This is a genomic window from Dyadobacter sp. BHUBP1 (assembly GCF_050587785.1).
In the GTDB taxonomy this organism is placed as follows: Bacteria; Bacteroidota; Bacteroidia; order Cytophagales; family Spirosomataceae; genus Dyadobacter.
Map to the genome: position 1 here is coordinate 1,038,326 of NZ_JBOBIH010000002.1, position 19,125 is coordinate 1,057,450.

General features: G+C 48.5%; 15 protein-coding genes. 11 read left to right on the top strand and 4 right to left on the bottom strand.

Going from position 1 to position 19,125, the window contains the following annotated elements:
• The first annotated feature begins 2 nt into the window (after positions 1–2).
• From ACQ4MZ_RS11100 to ACQ4MZ_RS11125, 6 genes are all read left to right on the top strand, one after another.
• On the top strand, positions 3–2,387 hold the full coding sequence (locus tag ACQ4MZ_RS11100; RefSeq protein ID WP_430845003.1) for an ABC transporter permease: 2,385 nt from the start codon (positions 3–5) through the stop codon (positions 2,385–2,387).
• A gap of 233 nt (positions 2,388–2,620) precedes the next feature.
• Positions 2,621–2,995 (top strand): ABC transporter permease, encoded by a 375-nt coding sequence (locus ACQ4MZ_RS11105; protein WP_430845005.1) that lies wholly within the window; start codon positions 2,621–2,623, stop codon positions 2,993–2,995.
• An 84-nt stretch (positions 2,996–3,079) separates the two neighbouring features.
• A complete protein-coding gene (locus ACQ4MZ_RS11110) occupies positions 3,080–3,316 on the top strand; it encodes a hypothetical protein (RefSeq protein ID WP_430845006.1) in 237 nt (78 codons plus the stop codon).
• On the top strand, positions 3,310–3,621 hold the full coding sequence (locus tag ACQ4MZ_RS11115) for a type II toxin-antitoxin system RelE/ParE family toxin (RefSeq protein WP_430845008.1): 312 nt from the start codon (positions 3,310–3,312) through the stop codon (positions 3,619–3,621). The genes ACQ4MZ_RS11110 and ACQ4MZ_RS11115 overlap by 7 nt, the downstream gene beginning before the upstream one ends.
• A gap of 167 nt (positions 3,622–3,788) precedes the next feature.
• Positions 3,789–6,242, top strand: coding sequence for an ABC transporter permease (locus tag ACQ4MZ_RS11120; RefSeq protein ID WP_430845010.1), 2,454 nt, complete (start codon positions 3,789–3,791; stop codon positions 6,240–6,242).
• Positions 6,243–6,254: 12 nt separating this feature from the next.
• Complete coding sequence (locus ACQ4MZ_RS11125) at positions 6,255–8,669, top strand: ABC transporter permease (protein ID WP_430845012.1); 2,415 nt, start codon at positions 6,255–6,257, stop codon at positions 8,667–8,669.
• 4 nt (positions 8,670–8,673) lie between these two features.
• On the opposite strand, the gene ACQ4MZ_RS11130 is transcribed toward ACQ4MZ_RS11125, so the two are convergent.
• Positions 8,674–9,075, bottom strand: coding sequence for a type II toxin-antitoxin system VapC family toxin (locus ACQ4MZ_RS11130; protein ID WP_430845013.1), 402 nt, complete (start codon positions 9,073–9,075; stop codon positions 8,674–8,676).
• Positions 9,075–9,290 carry a hypothetical protein gene (locus ACQ4MZ_RS11135; protein WP_430845015.1) on the bottom strand — a complete coding sequence of 72 codons (216 nt, stop codon included), beginning with the start codon at positions 9,288–9,290 and terminating at the stop codon, positions 9,075–9,077. Before ACQ4MZ_RS11135 ends, ACQ4MZ_RS11130 begins: the two co-directional genes overlap by 1 nt.
• Before the next feature lie 45 nt (positions 9,291–9,335).
• Here ACQ4MZ_RS11135 and ACQ4MZ_RS11140 point away from each other — a divergent pair, with 45 nt between their 5' ends.
• The 3 genes from ACQ4MZ_RS11140 to ACQ4MZ_RS11150 all read left to right on the top strand — a co-directional run bounded on the left by ACQ4MZ_RS11140 (position 9,336) and on the right by ACQ4MZ_RS11150 (position 14,732).
• Complete coding sequence (locus ACQ4MZ_RS11140; protein ID WP_430845017.1) at positions 9,336–11,750, top strand: ABC transporter permease; 2,415 nt, start codon at positions 9,336–9,338, stop codon at positions 11,748–11,750.
• A gap of 86 nt (positions 11,751–11,836) precedes the next feature.
• A complete protein-coding gene (locus ACQ4MZ_RS11145; RefSeq protein WP_430845019.1) occupies positions 11,837–14,212 on the top strand; it encodes an ABC transporter permease in 2,376 nt (791 codons plus the stop codon).
• A gap of 148 nt (positions 14,213–14,360) precedes the next feature.
• Positions 14,361–14,732, top strand: coding sequence for a hypothetical protein (locus tag ACQ4MZ_RS11150; RefSeq protein WP_430845021.1), 372 nt, complete (start codon positions 14,361–14,363; stop codon positions 14,730–14,732).
• Between the two features lie 37 nt (positions 14,733–14,769).
• On the opposite strand, the gene ACQ4MZ_RS11155 is transcribed toward ACQ4MZ_RS11150, so the two are convergent.
• Complete coding sequence (locus tag ACQ4MZ_RS11155; protein WP_430845023.1) at positions 14,770–15,264, bottom strand: hypothetical protein; 495 nt, start codon at positions 15,262–15,264, stop codon at positions 14,770–14,772.
• Between the two features lie 10 nt (positions 15,265–15,274).
• On the bottom strand, positions 15,275–15,826 hold the full coding sequence (locus tag ACQ4MZ_RS11160; protein ID WP_430845024.1) for an RNA polymerase sigma factor: 552 nt from the start codon (positions 15,824–15,826) through the stop codon (positions 15,275–15,277).
• A 157-nt stretch (positions 15,827–15,983) separates the two neighbouring features.
• On the opposite strand from ACQ4MZ_RS11160, the gene ACQ4MZ_RS11165 reads away from it, so the two are divergent.
• The gene (locus ACQ4MZ_RS11165; protein ID WP_430845025.1) at positions 15,984–16,325 is read left to right on the top strand and encodes a DUF6249 domain-containing protein; all 342 of its coding nucleotides are present in this window, start codon (positions 15,984–15,986) and stop codon (positions 16,323–16,325) included.
• A gap of 278 nt (positions 16,326–16,603) precedes the next feature.
• Complete coding sequence (locus ACQ4MZ_RS11170; RefSeq protein ID WP_430845026.1) at positions 16,604–19,114, top strand: outer membrane beta-barrel family protein; 2,511 nt, start codon at positions 16,604–16,606, stop codon at positions 19,112–19,114.
• Positions 19,115–19,125: the final 11 nt, after the last annotated feature.

Consider the following 19,125-nt stretch of genomic DNA (forward strand, 5'->3'; position numbering starts at 1 on the left):
CCATGTTAAAAAACTATTTCAAAATCGCCATCCGAAATCTCACGAGGAACAAGGTTTTCTCGGTGATCAACATTGCCGGCCTGTCGCTGGGGCTTACCTGCTGCATGCTCATCGTGCTGTACACGAAAGACGAAGTGAGTTTTGACCGGTTTCAGGTGAACAAGAACCGGTTGTACCGGGTGATGGTCACGAGCAAGGACGAGCATGAAACCCGCACATTCGGAAGCACTAATGCTATTCACGGGCCGACTTTCAAACAGGATATCCCTGATATTAAAGAGATAATCCGGGCGCAGACCAATTCTTTTGTGATTAAAAAGGGGAATGAGGTATTGAAAGAGGATGTGCTGTTTGCAGACGCCCCGTTTTTCTCGGTTTTTTCGATGCCGCTGCTTTCCGGCGATCCCAAAACGGTCCTTTCAGACATTCATTCTATCGTTTTGAGCGAAGACCTGGCTGAAAAGTATTTTGGTTCAACAAATGCGGTGGGGCACACAATGCACCTCAAAGTCGGAGATGAGTTTGAGCCCTTCATCGTGTCCGGCGTGGCGAAGCGTTGCCCGCAGAACTCGTCGATCCAGTTCGATGCCGTGCTGCCCTTTGCATACCAGGAAGCAAAAGGCTGGACCGACAGCGAATGGATGGGCTTTTATATGAATACATTCGTTTTGCTACATGAAAAGGCTGATTACCATGCGGTGGTGAGTAAAATGAATCAGGTCTCGAAAAGCAAAGTAACTGCCGAGGCTAGTCAGGGGAGGGAGATCAGAAATTATGTTACTTTCGACCTGATGCCCTTCCTGGATATGCATTTGCAGAGTAATAACGGCGACCTGCGCAACGGCCTCGACCATGGCAGCAGCCCTATTTATTCCTATATTTTGTCGGGTATCGCGATTTTTATCTTATTGATCGCCTGTATCAATTTTGTGAACCTCACGGTAGCGCGTTCGCTTAACCGGGCGAAAGAGATCGGCGTACGGAAAGTGGTGGGCGGTTTACGAAAACAGCTGGTGTACCAATTTCTGGGCGAATCGTTCTTGCTTTCCTTTCTTGCATTTGCGCTGGCTATTGCACTCACACAAATCGCGTTGCCGGTTTTTAATGAATTGGCTAACAAGCAGCTTGCGCTTTCGTATTTGCTGGATACCGGGCTCGTATCGGGTTATGTCGCATTGTTTCTCATGACCGGCCTCGTTGCCGGCATGTACCCTGCACTGGTACTCTCCGGTTTCAGCCCGGTGCAGACGCTTTACAACCGCACGAAGCTTACGCAGAAAAACTACCTGACGAAAGGGCTGGTCATCTTTCAGTTTGCATTGTCGGTATGCCTCGTTATTGGCACCATCGTGATTTATTCTCAATTCAAATATCTGACCAGCAAAGACCTGGGTTATAACGACGAAAACCTGATAAGTTTCAGTCTGGGGCGCGGGGGGCCGGGCAATGAGGTTATGGAGGTTGTTCAAAATGAATTGAAAGGTACATCAGGTATTGCCTCGGTGGCTGCATTTAATGGGAGTTATAACGGAACAGTTGCGAAAATAGACGGCCGTGAGATTGGATTCGGTTACATTGGTGTAAGCGACGAGTTCCTTAGTGCTTTGCAGATTCCCTTGCTGAAAGGCCGGAATTTCTCGAAGAGCTTTTCTACCGATCCGGAGGAAGCGATTGTGGTCAACGAGGCATTTGTGAAGCGCGCGGGGCTTAAAAAACCGATCGGTCAGGAGGTGAATTTCGAATGGAAAAATAAGAAAATGAAAATCATCGGCGTGATTCGCGACTATCATTATGCGTCGTTGAAAGATACCATCGCCCCCTTGGTGATGACCCAGGATCCAAACTATCGCGTCGGCACCATTATCGCGAAATTGGATAGCAAGGACACGCCGGCAACGATCAGGGCGATTGAGAAAATTTTCAGAAACCATATCAAAAATCTGCCTTTTGAGTACAAGTTCGAAGACGAGGCAAACCTGAAACGCTACGAATCCGAGGCTAAATGGAAGCAGATGATCACCCTCGCTGCGGTATTGTCGATTTTTGTTTCCTGCATTGGCTTGTTCGGGCTGGCGACGTTCAATGCCGAGACACGTGTGAAAGAAATCGGGATCCGCAAGGTACTTGGAGCGTCGGTAGCGAGCATTACGGCGCTGCTTTCAATGGATTTTGTGAAACTCGTCGTCATCTCCATCGTTATCGCACTTCCGATTTCCTATTACGGGGCGAATTTGTGGTTGCAGGATTTCCCTTACCGTATTCCCATGTCGTGGACCTATTTTGCCTGGGCGGCGGTGCTGGCAGTTGCGATCGCTGTTCTGACAGTAAGTTATCAGAGCATCCGCGCGGCCATGTTGAACCCTGTTAAGTCTTTAAGAACGGAGTAAGGAGGATGGGTTTTCCCTTTTCTCCCCTTCCTTCTTCCTCTCTTTCCTCCTTTCCCCCCCAAGCTTGAACAGCTACCTCTCATTGAAGTTTACCGATATTTTGCAGGCAAAAGGCGTTTTAACGGAGCTTGAAAGAGAAATGAAGAAAATACCGTCCAAACGCCCGTTCCAGTTTTTCTATATGCAGGAAGAACTCGCACCGGCAGTACAACGACCTCGACGGGATTTGGAAAATGGTCAACTTTGTGACGTTCCTGGCCATTGTCATCGCCCTGTCAACTATTTTTGGCCTCATATCACTCGCCGCGAGCAAACGTACCCAGGAAATCGGTATCCGCAAAGTGCTCGGTGCCAGTGTGGAGGGGATTGCCATGCTTCTTTCCCGTGATTTTATCATTTTGCTGGTCATTGCAATGCTGGTAGGATTGCCTCTGGCGTACATGTTTGTGATCAAATACCTGGCGAGTTTCGAATACCACGTCCGTCTGCCCTGGTATGTTTTTGTACTTGTTGCATTGGGCGCATTGGCACTCACAGTCCTGACGGTCGGATTTCAGGGTATTAAGGCTGCGTTGGCAGATCCTGTGAAGAGTCTAAGGAGTGAGTAAGTGGATAACTACTGGAAATTGATTACATTTAATATTATGTAAACGATATTTAGTCGTGATGTTATTGACTAAAATGTTCCGGAAATGAGCACAAGGACAATAGATTCAGAAATTGTAAGCTATCTGCCGTTGTTAGGAGAAGGCGAAAAAAGGTCGTTGCTCGGCATTATTGAGGCTTTTTTGAAGTTGAAGCAACCTGACCATGGCGAAAGAGTTTCCATTGAGCAATACAATGCAGAGCTGGATGAGGCCTTGGCCAGAATTAAGTCTGGAAGATATCTGACGCAGGAGGAAGCAGAAGCCGAGATTAACGGATGGTAGATAATTACTACCAAATTCGTTGGGATACAAAGGCGTTGATTCAGTTCAAGGAGATTTTTATTTATATCCGCAAAGATTCCTATCAGAATGCATTGAAAGTAAAAAAGAAGATTTCGGAATGCATTGCCAATCTTAAATCGGAACCAAGACGATATACTCCCGATAAGTTTAGGATCGATGGCGACGAAGCGTTTAGATCATTTGAGGTCTACAACATAAGGGTTACCTATGTGATCGACGACGTCAATCGTAAAGTGAATATTATCCGTGTAAGGAGCGTAAGGCAAGAACCACTTTCACATTAAATTCTTTGAGTCCAGTCCAATACTGAACAAAGGTGTCCGATAGTGGACACCTTTGTTGTTTAATATTGGGCGTAATGCCCTGATTATTAATAAATTATTGCGATTGTGATTGTGCTGGCACAATTCTTCATTTCAGATAAACCGGAATGCAATCCAATGACCTAGCCATGATCAAGAACTATCTGAAAATTGCCTGGAGGAATGTCTTGAAAAACAAGATGTTCTCCGTTATCAATGTTTTCGGCCTGTCGGTCGGGATGACCTGTTGCATGCTCCTGCTGCTGTATATTCTGAGCGAGGTCTCGTTCGATAAGCATCAGGAGCATGTTAATGATTTGTACCTGGTCCGCTCCGAAAATGTACAGCCGAACGGGGAGAAAATGGATAACCCCCGCGCGCCGGCACCTTATGCGCACGCGCTCAAAGCCGAATACCCGGAAGTGGTACAGGTGACGCGCCTTTGGCAGAATTTCCTGGAAGATAAGGCATTGCTGACGGTGGAGCAGCCGGGAAAAGGCCCGCTCTCATTTTATGAAACCAAAGGAACACACGTCGATTCGACGTTTTTTGATGTTTTTACCTACCAATTTCTGGAAGGAGATCAGCGCACGGCACTGGTTGATCCGCATTCCATCGTACTTTCCGATGCCCTTGCTCAAAAGCTCTTCGGTAATGAACCCGCATTGAACCGCACGGTAAAAGTGGGCGGCAAGACGGGCCACAACGAGAATTTCAAAGTAACCGGCGTGTTCCGTGACGAAAGCGGCCGTTCTCATATCGATGCACATTATTTCGTGACGTTCCAAGTGGGCTGGATAGGGGATTACCTGCGGCAGCCTGACCTCAATTTCACCAACAACAACATGTTTTATCATTACCTGCGCCTCCGGCCAGGCACGGATAGAGCAGCGTTCGAGGCGAAATTGCCTGCATTCATCGATAAGTATGCGCGGAAGGATCTGAAAATCGCGGGATATGATAAGAAACTGGCGTTGCTTCCGGTACGGGATATACACCTTTTCAGCCAGATTGACCGGATTGTCTCATCCACTACAAGTTCGACTTATCTGTACGTTCTGGCCAGTATTGCCGTATTTACATTACTGATCGCCTGTATTAATTTCATGAACCTGGCCACCGCGCGCTCCGCAAAACGGGCTGCCGAGGTAGGCATGCGTAAAGTGATGGGGGCGAACAAGGGCAGCCTGGTCGGCCAGTTCCTCGGTGAATCGATGGTACTGACGTTCATTGGACTGGTGATTGCCGTGGCCCTTGTGGTGTTGCTGCTACCATTCTTTAACCAGCTTGCAGATAAATCACTGGATTTGCATGAACTCCTGCAACCGAAAATTGTCGGTGGGTTTATATTGCTCGCATTGATTACCGGTTTGCTGGCGGGGAGTTATCCGGCATTCTATTTGTCGGTATTTAATCCGCTGGATGTGATTAAGGGCCGGTTTGTGAACTCGGTATCAGCGATCACGCTGCGCCGGGGGCTGGTGGTGTTCCAATTTGTGATTTCGATCGGGTTGGTAGTGGCAACGATCGTTATTCAAGGCCAGATCCGCTTTATGAAGGATCAGCCGCTCGGTTTTACCAAAGACCAGCAGATAGTGATCCCGTTCAGGAGCCAGGAGGCGAGGCAGGCTTATACGGCGTTAAAAAATGAGCTTTTGCAGGACAGCAGGATAACGGCCGCTTCCGGAACTGCCTATTATCCGGGCATTCTCAATCCCAGTGACATGTCAGTATTCTTGCCGGGGCAAACGGTGAATGATGATAATCTGATCAAAACGAATTGGGTAGCGCCGGATTTCATGGAGACAATGGGTTTCAAGCCGGTTGTGGGTCGTATGTTTTCGAAGGAATTTCCGGCAGATACGAATTATAAAATCGTAGTCAACGAGGCCACGCTCCGCAAATTCAATGTCCCGTTACATAAAGCGGTAGGGCAGAAGTTTCTGTTCAACAACGGAGGAGATACACCCGGCTCGGTGGAGGTGGTTGGTGTCGTAAAAGATTTCCATTTTCAGGATTTGCACAAGGTCATTGAACCATATGCCTTTTTCCTGAATATGAATCCAAGCTACAATTACCTGATTGCCCATATCGCAGGTAAAGATGCGGCCGCTGCGCTTCCGTTTATAGAAAGCAAATGGAAATCTCTCGTACCCAACGAACCTTTTGCATACACATTCCTTGATGAGGATTTTCAGAAAAATTACGCAGCCGACGCGCGTACTTCCAGGCTGGTCAATGCCTTCACCATCATTTCCATCCTGATTTCCTGCCTGGGGTTGTTCGGTCTGGCCGCATTTGCCGCTCAGCAGCGTATCAAGGAAATAGGCGTGCGAAAAGTACTGGGTGCTTCTGTGCCGAATATTGTTGGATTGCTGTCCGGAGATTTTGTGAAACTCGTCCTTATTTCCATTGTGATAGCCACCCCGCTTACGTGGTACCTCATGAATCGCTGGCTGAATGATTTTGCCTATAAGATCAGCCTGCAATGGTGGATGTTTGCTGGCGCGGGTGCGCTGGCGGTAATCATCGCATTGCTTACTGTGAGTAGTCAGGCCATCAAAGCAGCCTTAACGAATCCGGTGAAATCGTTGAAGACCTAAAAACACCTTCTTATGTTCAAAAACTATATCAAAATCGCATTGCGTAACCTTTGGAAGAGCAAGGGTTATGCTTTTATCAATGTCGCTGGTCTTTCGGTAGCTTTTTGCGTAAGCGTTTTTTTGTTCCTGACGGCCTATTTCGCATTATCATACGATGATTTCCACGCCGATAAAGACCGGATCTTCGAGCCTTATTTCTTTTCCAATGATCCCGAACGTGTGGATCGTACCGCTTCGATGCCGTTCCCTATCACGCCTGCGTTGAAGGCTGAATACCCCGACATCGAGGCTATTGCGAGGGTCGTCAACGGGTCGGATGTGGTAGAATATAAGGGGAAGTTTCTCGACAAAAATATCAAATTCACCGAGCCGGATTTTTTCAGGATTTTCTCATTCCCTTTTAAACAGGGCAGTGCGCAGGCCGCTTTGCAGGACCTGAGCAGCATTGTGATTACCGAACATATGGCCAAGGCTGTTTTCGGTGCCGAAAACCCGATGGGCAAGCGCATTCAGGTGGGATTGGAGGGGGGCAGGAAGGAGTACGTCGTGAGCGGGGTCCTTGCGGACTTTCCGGAGAATTCTTCCCTGCAGTTCGACGCATTTGTGCGCAGTGAGAATATGAGCGGCTATCAGCAGCAGAAGGACCAATGGGATGCGTTTTCTCACAATATTTTCCTGAAACTGAAACCAGGGGTAGATAAGCTGGCATTTGAAAAAAAGCTGAAACCATTTACGGCTAAGTATTTCGCGGAAACGATTACAAAGCTCAAAAAGAAGGGAGCCAAGCCCGACGAGCGGGGTGACCTCTACGCACTCCGTCTTCAGAAACTGGAAGATGTTCACTTTAACCGGGAAATTTCCGGGGGCAAGGAGGGATCGCTGATTTACGCGTTGATGGGCATTGGCATCTTTATTCTGCTGATTGCCTGTATTAACTTCATTAACCTGAATGTCGCGCGCTCGTTTATCCGCGCACGTGAGGTAGGCGTGCGCAAGTCGCTGGGCGCATTGAAACAACAGCTTTTCTTCCAAATCTGGGGGGAAGCCGGCGTTGTTTGCTTCCTGGGCTTTCTGATGGGTGTAGTACTCGCCATATCGCTTTTGCCGCTATTTAATGCCACGTTCAGATCCAAACTGACGCTCGGATACATCTTCGAACCCGACAAAATCGCCATGTTGGTCGGACTGTTCTTGTTTGTTACCCTCATAGCCGGTGGGTATCCCGCGCTCCAAATGTCGAAATTCAATGCGGTAGAGGTTTTGAAGGGAAAGGTGTCGCTCAAAAAGCCGGGCATATTGCGCAATTCACTGATCGTCGCGCAGTTCGCGCTTTCCAGCCTGCTGATTTGCTGTACCATCATCGCAGTGCAGCAGGTCGATCACCTGCGGAAGCAGCCCCTGGGCTTTCAGAAAGAGGAGATAATCAGCATTCCGGTTGGGAATAAGGTCAATGGGCAGACAGCGCTGCGCAGAATGCGTAATCGCTTGGCCAACGACCCTAATGTCGTGAGTATTACTGGCTCCGGTGTGAACCTGGGAACTGGACTCGACCGAAGTACCTCCCGCAGCGTGCTTGGCTTCACTTTCAAGGAGCGGGAAGTGACTACCGACTGGCTGCATATCAGCTACGATTACCTCAAAACGCTTAATATTAAACTGATCAACGGACGTGAGTTTAATCCGGCCTACCCGACGGATTCGATGGGAAGGGTTATCATTACCGAAAGTATGGCCAAAGCCATTGGCGAAAAAGACCCTGTCGGCAAGTTCTTTCAGACCGATACTGCCGGTATCAAGCATCAGATCATCGGCGTAGTCCCTGATTTCAACCTGTATTCTTCCAAGTCGGAGAAAAAGCCGATTACGATGTATCTGTCTCACACGGATGGCATCGGGTATATTTTTGTGCGTGTGACGCCTCAGGGGCTGGCAACGTCAATGGAAAAACTGAAAAACGTTTGGAAGGAGATTACGCCGGAATCGGAGTTTATCGGCTCGTTTCTGGATGAAAACACCAACAATTGGTACAAGGAAGAAGAACGGCTTTCGCAGATTTTCAGTCTGGCTTCTGCTGTTGCGGTAATATTGTCGTGTCTTGGGCTGTTCGCCGTCGCGCTGATCGTCATGGAGCAGCGTACGAAGGAAATAGGCGTCCGTAAGGTACTGGGTGCCAGCATCACGAGCCTGGTGTTCGTTTTATCCAAGGACTTTGTAAAACTGGTACTCATTGCCATCCTGATCGCCACGCCGGCAGCCTGGTATTTCATGCAGCTCTGGCTGGATAACTATCCTTATCGCATCGAAATCAGCCCGCTCGTATTCGTAGCCGTCGGTTTCGCCGCCGTGCTCGTTGCAGTGGCCACCGTCAGTTTCCAAAGCATCAAAGCCGCGCTGATGAACCCGGTGAAGTCGCTACGGAGCGAATAAGCGTTCAGTTTAAGAGTACTGGAATAAGTGGTCTGTATCGTTCGAATTTTTCATCCGAAGTAATGACCGGAACTTGCTCGTACAATGCGATCGCAAGTAACATCCGGTCGAATGGATCCGGGTGATCTTCGAAAAGTGGGATAGACTGGTAGGAATAAATTTGACCCAGTCCGATCGGCAGTAATTCGAATCCGTCGTTCAGGAGTTGACGGGTAACTTTCTCGACGCTTACGACAAAATCGGGAAGTTTACCAAGTTTAAACTTGATCGATATTTCGATAAGACTGATCGGGCTGACGAGCAATGTGTTAAGCGGGTTTTCGAGAATTGCTCGTATGGGTGTCGTGAGATTTGGGTGGTCTTCCAGTGACCAGATCGCGATTTGAGTGTCCAGGAGGTATTTCATCAAAGCATATAGTCGTTTAGATCATCCAATGGAGCGTTAAAGTCATCGGGAGTACCGATCTTCCCCTTCAAGCTGCCCAAGCGGCGCTTTGGGTGAATTGGCTCTTCCATTTCTTCCAGGAACGTGACGACAATCTTTGATTTCTTTTTTATCACGGGGGTTTCATCCAATGTAATTTTCCCGTTTTCATAAACTCCGCTAATGGATGTCAACATAGCGATATCATTTTGATTGTATTCAAAAATAGAAAATAAGGTGCCATGATCAAAAACTATCTAACGACCTCATTCAGAAACCTTCGCCGCAACTGGAATTTTACGCTGATCAATATTACTGGTCTCACTTTGAGTTTGGCGTGCTGTCTGCTCATCTTCTTTACGGTGCGGTACGAGCTCAGTTTTGACAGCCATCATAAGAACGCCGACAGACTTTACCGCCTGCTCAATCATAGCTTGGAAGATGGAGAAAAGGGTTTCAATGCAGGTATTCAACTTCCGGCACTGGCGGCATTACGCAACGATTATCCCGAGATCCGCAATCAAGTTACGTGTACATACGGCCTGCGGGAGACATTGATTACGGTCATACAGGGCTCGGAGAAAAAGAAGTTTTCGGATCCAGGCTACAACATCGCATTCATTGGCCCGGAATATTTCGGGATGTTCGATTACAAGTGGCTGAAAGGCTCGCCTTCGCAAGCACTCAAAAATCCCGGTTCGGTTGTGCTGACAGAGGGGCAGGCGTTGCGTTATTTCGGAAAAGTTGACCCGATTGGAAAGAGTATCCGGGTGAGGAACCAGATGGATTTCGTGGTGACAGGCATTGTGGCAGACCCGCTGGCCACGACTAACCTGCCGTTTACTACCATGCTTTCCTTCGCATCCTTGAAGGAATTTGGCGCATTTACCAACTGGGATGATTGGGTTTCAACCTATGGCGGTGGCCAGGTGTACCTGATGTTACCCGAAAATGTGAGCGAAGCGCAGTTTGAACAGCAGCTATTGGCATTCAATAAAAAATACAGAGAACCGAAGGAGGACAAGCGGGTGAAGTTCGTCCTGCAACCGGTTAAGGACATTCATTTCGCGACAAAAACAGGCAATTATACCAACCGTTCGATCAGTAAGGGAATGATCTGGGCCATGTCGCTGGTCGGAGTTTTTATCCTGATTACCGCCTGTGTGAATTTCGTGAATCTCGCCACTGCGCAGGCGCTGCGCCGCTCACGCGAGGTGGGTGTGCGGAAGGTGCTGGGTAGTACCCGTGGACAACTGCTACGCCAATATTTTTCTGAAACCGGCATCATAACCGTGTTTTCGGTGTTCCTGGCATTGGTTTCGGCGCAGTTGCTACTGCCTTATATTGCGGATATCCTCAATATCCAGACCCGCGACGTGATATTTTTTCAGGATCCGTCGATTTTGCTTTGTTGTGTCGCATTGACCATCGCTACCACCTTTCTAGCAGGTTTTTATCCTGCATTGGTCGTGTCGGGATACCAGCCTATTTTAGCATTGAAGGGAAAAATGCGCACGGCGGGCAGCGGTCAATCTAATCTGCGTAAAGGGCTTATTGTACTTCAATTTTCTATTTCGCAGGTGATCCTGATCGGGACGCTGATCGCTTACAGCCAGATGAGGTATTTCAGCACGCTCGACCTGGGATTTGAAAAGGACGAGATCGTGACCATTGCCATTCCCGATCAGCCGGAAGGCAAGCTGGAAGCATTACGGGACGAGGTCCGGGCGATACCCGGCGTGAAGTCTGTTGCGTACAGTGCGTTCACTCCGATGTCGAGAAGCAACTGGCAAACCGGGTTCAGATATGAAAATGATGCCGATGATCTTGACTTTACCGTGGTAATGCGTCCCGCCGATACAGCCTATTTCAATACTTACGGACTTAAAATGGCCGCTGGGAGAATGTATTTGCCAGCGGATACCATCCGTGAGTACGTCGTGAATGAAGCATTTGCCAAAAAAATGGGCTTCAAAGATCCGGAAGGCATTATTGGCAAGCGGCTGACGATCGGCGGGGGAGGTTCGAAACTCCCGGTGGTGGGTGTAGTGAAAAATTTCAATACTTACACACTTCACCAGGAGATTATTCCATGCGTAATGACGACCATGCGCAACAATTATCAGACATTAAGTGTGAAACTGGATAAAAATGCCGGGTTGGGACAGATCAATCGCATCGAAAAGCTTTGGACGGCTGCTTTCCCTGACTATTTATTCAAATACACGTTCTACGATCAGACACTCGATAGTTTTTATGAGAAGGAGGCCAAGTTCTTCTCACTCTTTAAAATCCTGAGTTTCATCGCAATTTTCATCGGGTGCCTGGGTTTGTATGGTGTGGTTGCGTTTATGGCCGAATCGCGCACCAAGGAAATGGGCATCCGAAAGGCCATCGGCGCTTCGGCAATGAACATTTTTGGCCTGTTTTCAATCGATTTTATCAAGCTGGTAGTCATTGCGCTGGCGATTGCATCGCCTATCGCCTGGTATTTTATGAATGAATGGTTGCAGGATTTCAGCTATAAAGTGAGCATTAGCTGGTGGCTTTTCGCTGTGGCGGGCGTCGCTGCGGTACTGATTGCGCTGGTAACCATCAGCTTTCAGAGTGTCAAGGCCGCGATGACGAATCCAGTAACGGCATTAAGAAGTGAATAATCAGGAATTTACCGATGCAACCGGCGCACTGGTTTTTACATCTTTCGCGAAATGCGTTCTAAACTCCCATTATACCTATCCTGGCCATGATCAAGAATTATCTGGTAATCGCACTCCGTAACCTGCTTAAAAACAAAGTTTATTCCCTGATCAACATTGTCGGGCTAGCGGTGGGAATCGCGATCACGATGCTGATCGGGCTTTGGGTATGGGATGAATTGTCCTTCAACAAATACCACAAGAGCTACGACCGTGTCGTGCAGGCGTGGATCAGCCAGACTTTTAATGGCCAGACCGGGACTGGTACAGCGGTTTCGATTCCGTCGGTCACTGAAATGGCAACCAAGTATTCCGCAGACTTTAAACATACTGCGCTGGCTTCCTGGAATTTCGGGCATTTGCTGGCTAATGGAGATAAGAAGATCAATAAAACGGGGATGTGGGCTCAACCGTCGTTTCCGGAAATGCTGGGACTGAAAATGATCCGTGGCGACTATGATGCCTTGAAAAACCCGGGGTCGATCGTGATCTGCGAATCACTGGCGAAAGCGCTTTTCGGCGACGCGGATCCGATGAACAAAGCGCTCAAACTCGACATCAAGAAGGACGTGAAAGTGACGGGCGTTTATGAGGATATCCCTTTCAATTCGAGTTTCAATGAGCTGTACCTGATCCTGCCCTGGAACGATTACCTGCAAGCCGAAGGCTGGGTAAAGGATGCACAGACGCAATGGGGTAACCACTCTTTCCAATGGTTCGCGCAAGTGGCCGATCACGCTGATATTGCCACGGTTTCGCGTAAAATCCGGGACGTGGAAATGCCGCACGCATTCTCCAAAACCGACAAGCCGCAATACATGCTCCACCCAATGAGCCGCTGGCACCTTTACTCCGACTTCAAGGATGGGCAGAATGTCGGCGGGCGCATTCAGTTTGTATGGCTGTTCGGCATTATCGGCGCATTTGTATTGCTTCTGGCTTGTATCAATTTCATGAACCTGAGTACAGCGCGGTCGGAGAAACGGGCGAAGGAAGTGGGGATTCGTAAGTCGATCGGTTCGCTGAAAAGTCAGCTGGTATTCCAGTTCCTGAGCGAGTCGTTCCTGGTTGTGATGTTTGCACTGGTGCTCGCGATCCTCATCGTACTCGTTTCGTTACCGGCCTTCAACGACCTCGCGGGCAAGCATGTGAAGTTTCCATTCTTCTATTGGCAGTTCTGGCTGTTGCTGATCTTCTTTGCGCTCTTCACCGGGCTGGTTGCGGGAAGCTATCCAGCATTCTACCTCTCTTCATTCAACCCGCTATCGGTGTTGAAGGGGACCTTCAAGGTGGGGAAATACTCGGCCGTGCCGCGTAAAGTGATGGTGGTGTTGCAATTCACGGTTTCGATCACGCTCATTATCGGGACGATCATCGTGTTCCAGCAGATCCAGCACGCGAAAGACAGGCCGGTTGGCTACGATCGTCAGGGGCTTTTACAGATCAATATCTCTCCCAATTTGTGGGGTAAATATGACCCGTTGCGTAATGACCTCCTGAAAACGGGCAGCGTATATGAAATGAGTGAATCGTCGAGTCCCACCACCGGTATTTATTCCAACCAGATTGGCTTCGAATGGGAGGGATTGGAGCCGGGCTCTGTGCCATTGTTCGGAACGATCGCCTGTACCCATGATTTTGGTAAAACAATCGGCTGGAAGATCATCGAGGGCCGCGACTTTTCGAGGGAGTTCTCAACCGACAGCGCCGGATTCATTCTCAACGAATCGGCCGTCAAGCTGACCGGTCTCAAAAATATCGTAGGGAAAACGATCCGTTATAATGGCAAGCCGCATCACGTGGTAGGGGTGATCAAGGATATGGTCATGCAATCGCCGTACGAGCCGGCGGTACCGACCATCTTTATGCTGAAATACGATTGGGCGAACCTGATCAACGTTAAATTAACCCCGGGAGCACCGGTCGATAAAGCCTTAAAGAAGGTGGAAGCCGTTTTCCGAAAGCACGATCCCGACTCGCCATTTGAATTCAAGTTTGCCGACGAAGAGTACGATGCTAAATTCCGTGCCGAAGAGCGGATAGGGAAACTGTCACGGGTATTTGCGGTGCTGGCCGTGTTTATTTCTTGTCTTGGGTTGTTTGGACTGGCAGCCTATACTGCTGAGCAGCGTACGAAGGAAATCGGTATTCGTAAGGCGTTAGGAGCGAGTGTCGCGCAGATGTGGGCGATGCTTTCCAAGGAATTTGTATACCTGGTGGTCATCTCTTGTGTCATTGCTTCACCTATCGCGCTCTATTTTCTGCACGATTGGCTGGATAAATACCAATACCATATTCAACTGAGCTGGGTCGTATTCGTTGTAGCGGCGCTGCTGGCAGTCGCGATCACGCTGCTCACCGTCAGTTTCCAGGCGATTAAAGCAGCGCTGATGAATCCGGTGAAGTCATTGCGGAGCGAATGAGGTCTTGAGTAAGACGCTATTCGTCGATTGAAAACCCGCTGTCATCTACCAGCAGTGACATTTCGCAGATTGTGTTTCCAGTGCGTTAAACTTGGGAGGGAAATGTGCCTCTAAAAGACATAAACAAACAATTTAAATACTGGAAACCATGAAAAAGATCATTTTCGCCATCGCCGCAATAGTTACTTTCACCGCTGGAAATACTTTCGCTCAGCGATATAACAGACCTAACCCAGCCGTGATCGACGCCCGCGCCGACAATGCTGCCGAAGAGTTTAAGATCAATAAGCTGGACGAGATCGTAAAACTGACCCGCAAGCAGGAGAACCAGATCAAAAAGATCGAAAACAAATATGATCGCCTGATCGATAGAAACCAGCGATACCATACCTACCAGGGCATGAAGAGACTGGAAGAAGAGAAGCAAAAAGAGATCCTGGACGTCCTTACACCCGCGCAACGCCAACGTTTGTTCGCTTATCAGCACCGTTTTGACAACCGTTACAACCGCAGAGGGTAACCGATTGAAAAGATAGCCATGAACGAACGGCCAGGTCTCAGGATCTGGCCGTTTTATTTAACATTATCCATTTGTTCCGGAGAAAATAATCGAGCAGCATGAGGCACGACAACCCGATAATCGTAAGTATAACGGGCTGCGGAATGTCGGAAAATTTCTGAGTGAAAACCTGATTCGATACCATCATGCCATTCATTTTGCCCCAGAATTCCGACTGTTCGTTGCCGGAGACGAAAAGCGCGGCAGTGATCAGCGTCGCCCATGCTGCGGCGATCCAATACCATACCTGCCTGGAAATGACCGGCTTTGGCGTAGCGGTTGGCTGGGTGGCCTGAATTTGCGCGATAATGGCAGAACGGAACGAGGCGGACGGGACTTCCGCAACATTCGTTCGAACCAGGGCACGGAATGCCGCTTCCTCATGCACACGCCGCATGACCGTCCGCGTAAATGCATCCGAAGGTGCGTCGGTGCCAGTTTCGCCGATCAGTTTTTTGAAATGCGCTTCCTGTTTATCGTCTTGCTGCTCCATAATTCCTGCATTATAACAAAAACTGCAATTCTTTGCCCAAGACTTTACGGGCCCTGAAAAGCTTGATTTTTACGTTGCTGCTCGTTAGTCCGGTTATCTGTGCGATCTCTTCAATCGTGCTGTCATTCAAATAGTACAAAGTGATCACCAGTGCTTCGAGTTTCGGCAGCCGGTTGATCGCATCTTTCACAAATTGCTCGCGCTCACGCGCTTGTAATGCCTCGAATGGCGGCGGGCTGTATGCGTAATGGTAATTTTCTTCCAAATCGTCGTCAATACTTTGCAGTGCGAGCCGCGGTTGCTGCAATTTCGATATTGCCGTTCGATAAACGATGGTGTATAACCAGGTTGAGAATTTGGCCTTTCCTTCAAAGCTCCCGATTTGCATATAGGCCTTCACAAAGCTCTCCTGGGCCGCGTCCTCGGCGTCCTGGGCGTTGGGCAGGATTTTCTTGGCTATGGTAAACGCCATGTTCTTATACTTCTCGACCAGATAAGTATAGGAGGTCAGATCGCCCTGCTTTACGTTTTCAATATAGATCAGGTCGTCCTGGTTTTTCATGCATTTCATGGCTCGCGTGCCCATATGACTGTGTTGAAAGCATGCCGGTTACAATTTTCAGCAATTTATTTTGATGAATTTTTTTGGAAAAACTGTAACCGGGGATACCAGGATGCCGTCCAATGGGTAACATTCGAAATTTAACCATCTTTTAGTCATGAATGCCGTACTTGTTTCTGTTGCAGCTTTTCTGGGTATTTTCGGGATCGTTTATGTGTTCCTGATGACACGGCATCGTGAACGTATAGCGCTGATCGAGAAAGGTGCCGATGCTTCCATTTTTACGGATAAGAACCAGGCATATTATCCTACACTGAAATTCGGGATGCTCTTCGTGGGCATTGCACTCGGTATTTTGCTGGGAAACTGGTTGGACAAAACGTACGATTTCAGTAAAGGTGTAGCCTATCTCGCAATGGTATTCCTCTTTGGAGGTCTAAGTCTGATCCTCAATTTTCTCATCGAAAGACATTTAAATAACACCAGAGCCCGCGAGTAACTCACAGGCTTCGCCAGTCATCCATGCTATTCGGCCGTTCATCACTTAATATGAAAAATCAGGCCTAGTACCTTGCATCGCAAAGTACCTTCCAATACATTTGTAATGCCAAATTAAGTTAGCCTGCATCGGTGCGTCAATAGAATGGTATAGTCTAATTCATTGATACACTGATCACTGTCTGAAAGAGCTCAAAATCTCTTATCGGAATTCCTATGCCCGTACAAAATTTATTAGCCATGAAATTTTTCTCCATGAAAACACTATTTCAACTACTTATGTCTATCCTGATTCCGGGATTGGTTTGCTGTCAGGACTCGTTTGCACAAGTTGCGCCTGGCGCAGGGGAGCCTGCCGCAGGGGTGCCTGCCGCGGGATCGCCTGCCGCGGGATCGCCTGCCGCGGGATCGCCTGCCGCAGGCATATCCGGGGGAGGGAGTATCAAAGGTACTGTGGCCGATTCTGCGACCGGGAAGGTGCTGGATTTCATTACTGTTAATCTGATGAAAGACAAGAATACCGCAGTGAAAGCTGATTTTTCGAAGGCCGACGGTTCATTTGCATTTCAAAACCTGAAACCGATGAAATATGCGCTGGTGCTGGTTGGGGTAGGATATAAAAACAAGATGATCGACGTGGATCTGACCGATAGCACACGCCGGCACGTCGATCTGGGGAATATCACGATCAGCCAGCAAGCCGTCGGACTGAAAGAGGTGACCGTTACTGCATTGAAACCGATTGTCAAACAGGAGGTCGACAGGATCAGCTATGACCTTGAAGCCGATCCCGAAAGCAAGATTTACAGCGTGCTCGAAATGATGCGTAAGGTACCCTACCTGTCTCTCGATGCCGAAGATAATATTTCTCTCAAAGGCAATACCGATTTCAAGATCCTGATCAACGGCAAGCCGTCCAGTATGGTAGAGCGGAGTTACAAGGATGTGCTGCGGAGCATGCCGGCGTCTTCTATCGTACGCATTGAGGTCATTACGACACCGCCTGCGAAATATGATGCGGAAGGCCTCGCCGGGATTATCAACATCATTACCAACAAAAAAATCGATAACGGATATAACGGAACGCTCAATGTCAGTGAACGCTTCCCGACGGGCGGACCGGGAGTCGGTGGCTCGCTCTCGGCCCAGCTCGGGAAGATCGGAATGTCGCTGAATGCAGGTTTGAACCAGTACAAAAACCCGGCTACGCAATCGATCACCAACCGCACGACTACGGGGACCAACCCCACGGAGCTCGACCAGCGCGGGTGGACCGAGATTAACAACAAGAATGGCTATATCGGCTACGAGATCACTTATGAGGTGGACACGCTTAACTTGTTGAGTGCGCAACTCAACGTCAACGGTGGCCGAAATAGTCAAAATGGTTACCAGTCATCGCTCCTGAATGCGGATAAAGAAATCCTGGAACGCTACAATGTTACCAGCAATAGTTCCGACCGTGGTAATGGCCGGGATGCGGCAGTGAACTATCAGAAAGGTTTCAAAGCTGATAAAAATCGGCTGCTGACTTTCTCTTATCGCTACTATGGCTACGACAACAAACAAAACGGCAACATCGGCATCTCCGATCGTATCAATTACACTCGTCCTGATTACCGGCAGGTCAATGACCAGAGTTTTTCGGAGCAGACATTCCAGGTCGACTTGGTATATCCAGTCAAGAAATTGAATATAGAAGCCGGTTTGAAGGGTATTATGCGTGACAATAAAAGCGATTTCCAATATTTAGTCTTCGATTCGGAAACCAATTCATACACGCTGGACGCGGCGATGAGCAACAAATACAACAATACGCAGAAGGTATTTGGCGCCTACAATACATATTCGTATAATTTCAAAAACTGGGGCGTGAAAGCGGGCGCACGTGTGGAGCAGACGATCATCGACGCGGATTTCATTTCCACCGATTCGAAAGTGAAGCAGAATTACTTCAACCTCATCCCTTCGGTGTCGGTCAACCGGAAGCTTAAAAACAATGCAGGAATTAACTTCGGGTATTCCCAACGCATTCAACGGCCTGGCATCTGGCAACTCAACCCGTTCGTCGACCGGTCGAACCCGAGCTTCGAGCGCACCGGTAATCCAGACCTCCGACCTGCCTATGTGAACGATCTTCAATTGAGTTATAATAAGTCAAAAAAAGGGAGTATCAACTTCGGTGTGGGCTACACGCATTTTAAAGACCTGATTTTCCAAATTGCCGTTTATAATCCCGAAACACAGATTACACGCACTTCGTACGGCAATACCGGCCGCGCACGGCTCATTAGCGGTAACCTGAATGCAAATTATCCGATCACGAAAAAGTGGAATTTCAGCACTAATCTCCGCATTGCGCATGGCAAAGTGACCGGTATGGTGAATGGGATCGAGACGACCAACAGTGGGGTGATGTATCAGTTTTCGCTCTCAACGGGTTACAAGTTGCCTAAGGACTGGCGCGTGAATGCCAACCTGAATGCAAATGGTCCGGGCGTGAACCTGCAAGGCACTACCAATTCGATTCAAAGTACCTCTTTCAGTGTGAACAAGGATGTAGTGAAAGATAAACTGTCGTTTTCAGCGGCCGTGAGTAATCCTTTTACGAAGTATAGAAGATATCACAACGTGACCTTCGGTCCGGACTTCGACCAGTTCACCGACCGTTGGAATTACTTCCGGTCTTTTAATTTTAGTCTGAACTACAAATTCGGGAAACTGAAAGACGGTATCAAAAAGAACAAACGAGGCATTCGCAACGACGATGTGCAGAATGGAGGTAACTGATAAACAACGCC

Coding starts and splice junctions, on each gene's coding strand:
- ACQ4MZ_RS11165 (WP_430845025.1), top strand. CDS start 15,984: ATGAATGCCGTACTTGTTTCTGTTGCAGCTTTTCTGGGTATTTTCGGG.
- ACQ4MZ_RS11115 (WP_430845008.1), top strand. CDS start 3,310: ATGGTAGATAATTACTACCAAATTCGTTGGGATACAAAGGCGTTGATT.
- ACQ4MZ_RS11170 (WP_430845026.1), top strand. CDS start 16,604: ATGTCTATCCTGATTCCGGGATTGGTTTGCTGTCAGGACTCGTTTGCA.
- ACQ4MZ_RS11145 (WP_430845019.1), top strand. CDS start 11,837: ATGATCAAGAATTATCTGGTAATCGCACTCCGTAACCTGCTTAAAAAC.
- ACQ4MZ_RS11125 (WP_430845012.1), top strand. CDS start 6,255: ATGTTCAAAAACTATATCAAAATCGCATTGCGTAACCTTTGGAAGAGC.
- ACQ4MZ_RS11100 (WP_430845003.1), top strand. CDS start 3: ATGTTAAAAAACTATTTCAAAATCGCCATCCGAAATCTCACGAGGAAC.
- ACQ4MZ_RS11160 (WP_430845024.1), bottom strand. CDS start 15,826: ATGAAAAACCAGGACGACCTGATCTATATTGAAAACGTAAAGCAGGGC.
- ACQ4MZ_RS11135 (WP_430845015.1), bottom strand. CDS start 9,290: ATGTTGACATCCATTAGCGGAGTTTATGAAAACGGGAAAATTACATTG.
- ACQ4MZ_RS11130 (WP_430845013.1), bottom strand. CDS start 9,075: ATGAAATACCTCCTGGACACTCAAATCGCGATCTGGTCACTGGAAGAC.
- ACQ4MZ_RS11110 (WP_430845006.1), top strand. CDS start 3,080: ATGAGCACAAGGACAATAGATTCAGAAATTGTAAGCTATCTGCCGTTG.
- ACQ4MZ_RS11155 (WP_430845023.1), bottom strand. CDS start 15,264: ATGGAGCAGCAAGACGATAAACAGGAAGCGCATTTCAAAAAACTGATC.
- ACQ4MZ_RS11105 (WP_430845005.1), top strand. CDS start 2,621: ATGGTCAACTTTGTGACGTTCCTGGCCATTGTCATCGCCCTGTCAACT.
- ACQ4MZ_RS11140 (WP_430845017.1), top strand. CDS start 9,336: ATGATCAAAAACTATCTAACGACCTCATTCAGAAACCTTCGCCGCAAC.
- ACQ4MZ_RS11120 (WP_430845010.1), top strand. CDS start 3,789: ATGATCAAGAACTATCTGAAAATTGCCTGGAGGAATGTCTTGAAAAAC.
- ACQ4MZ_RS11150 (WP_430845021.1), top strand. CDS start 14,361: ATGAAAAAGATCATTTTCGCCATCGCCGCAATAGTTACTTTCACCGCT.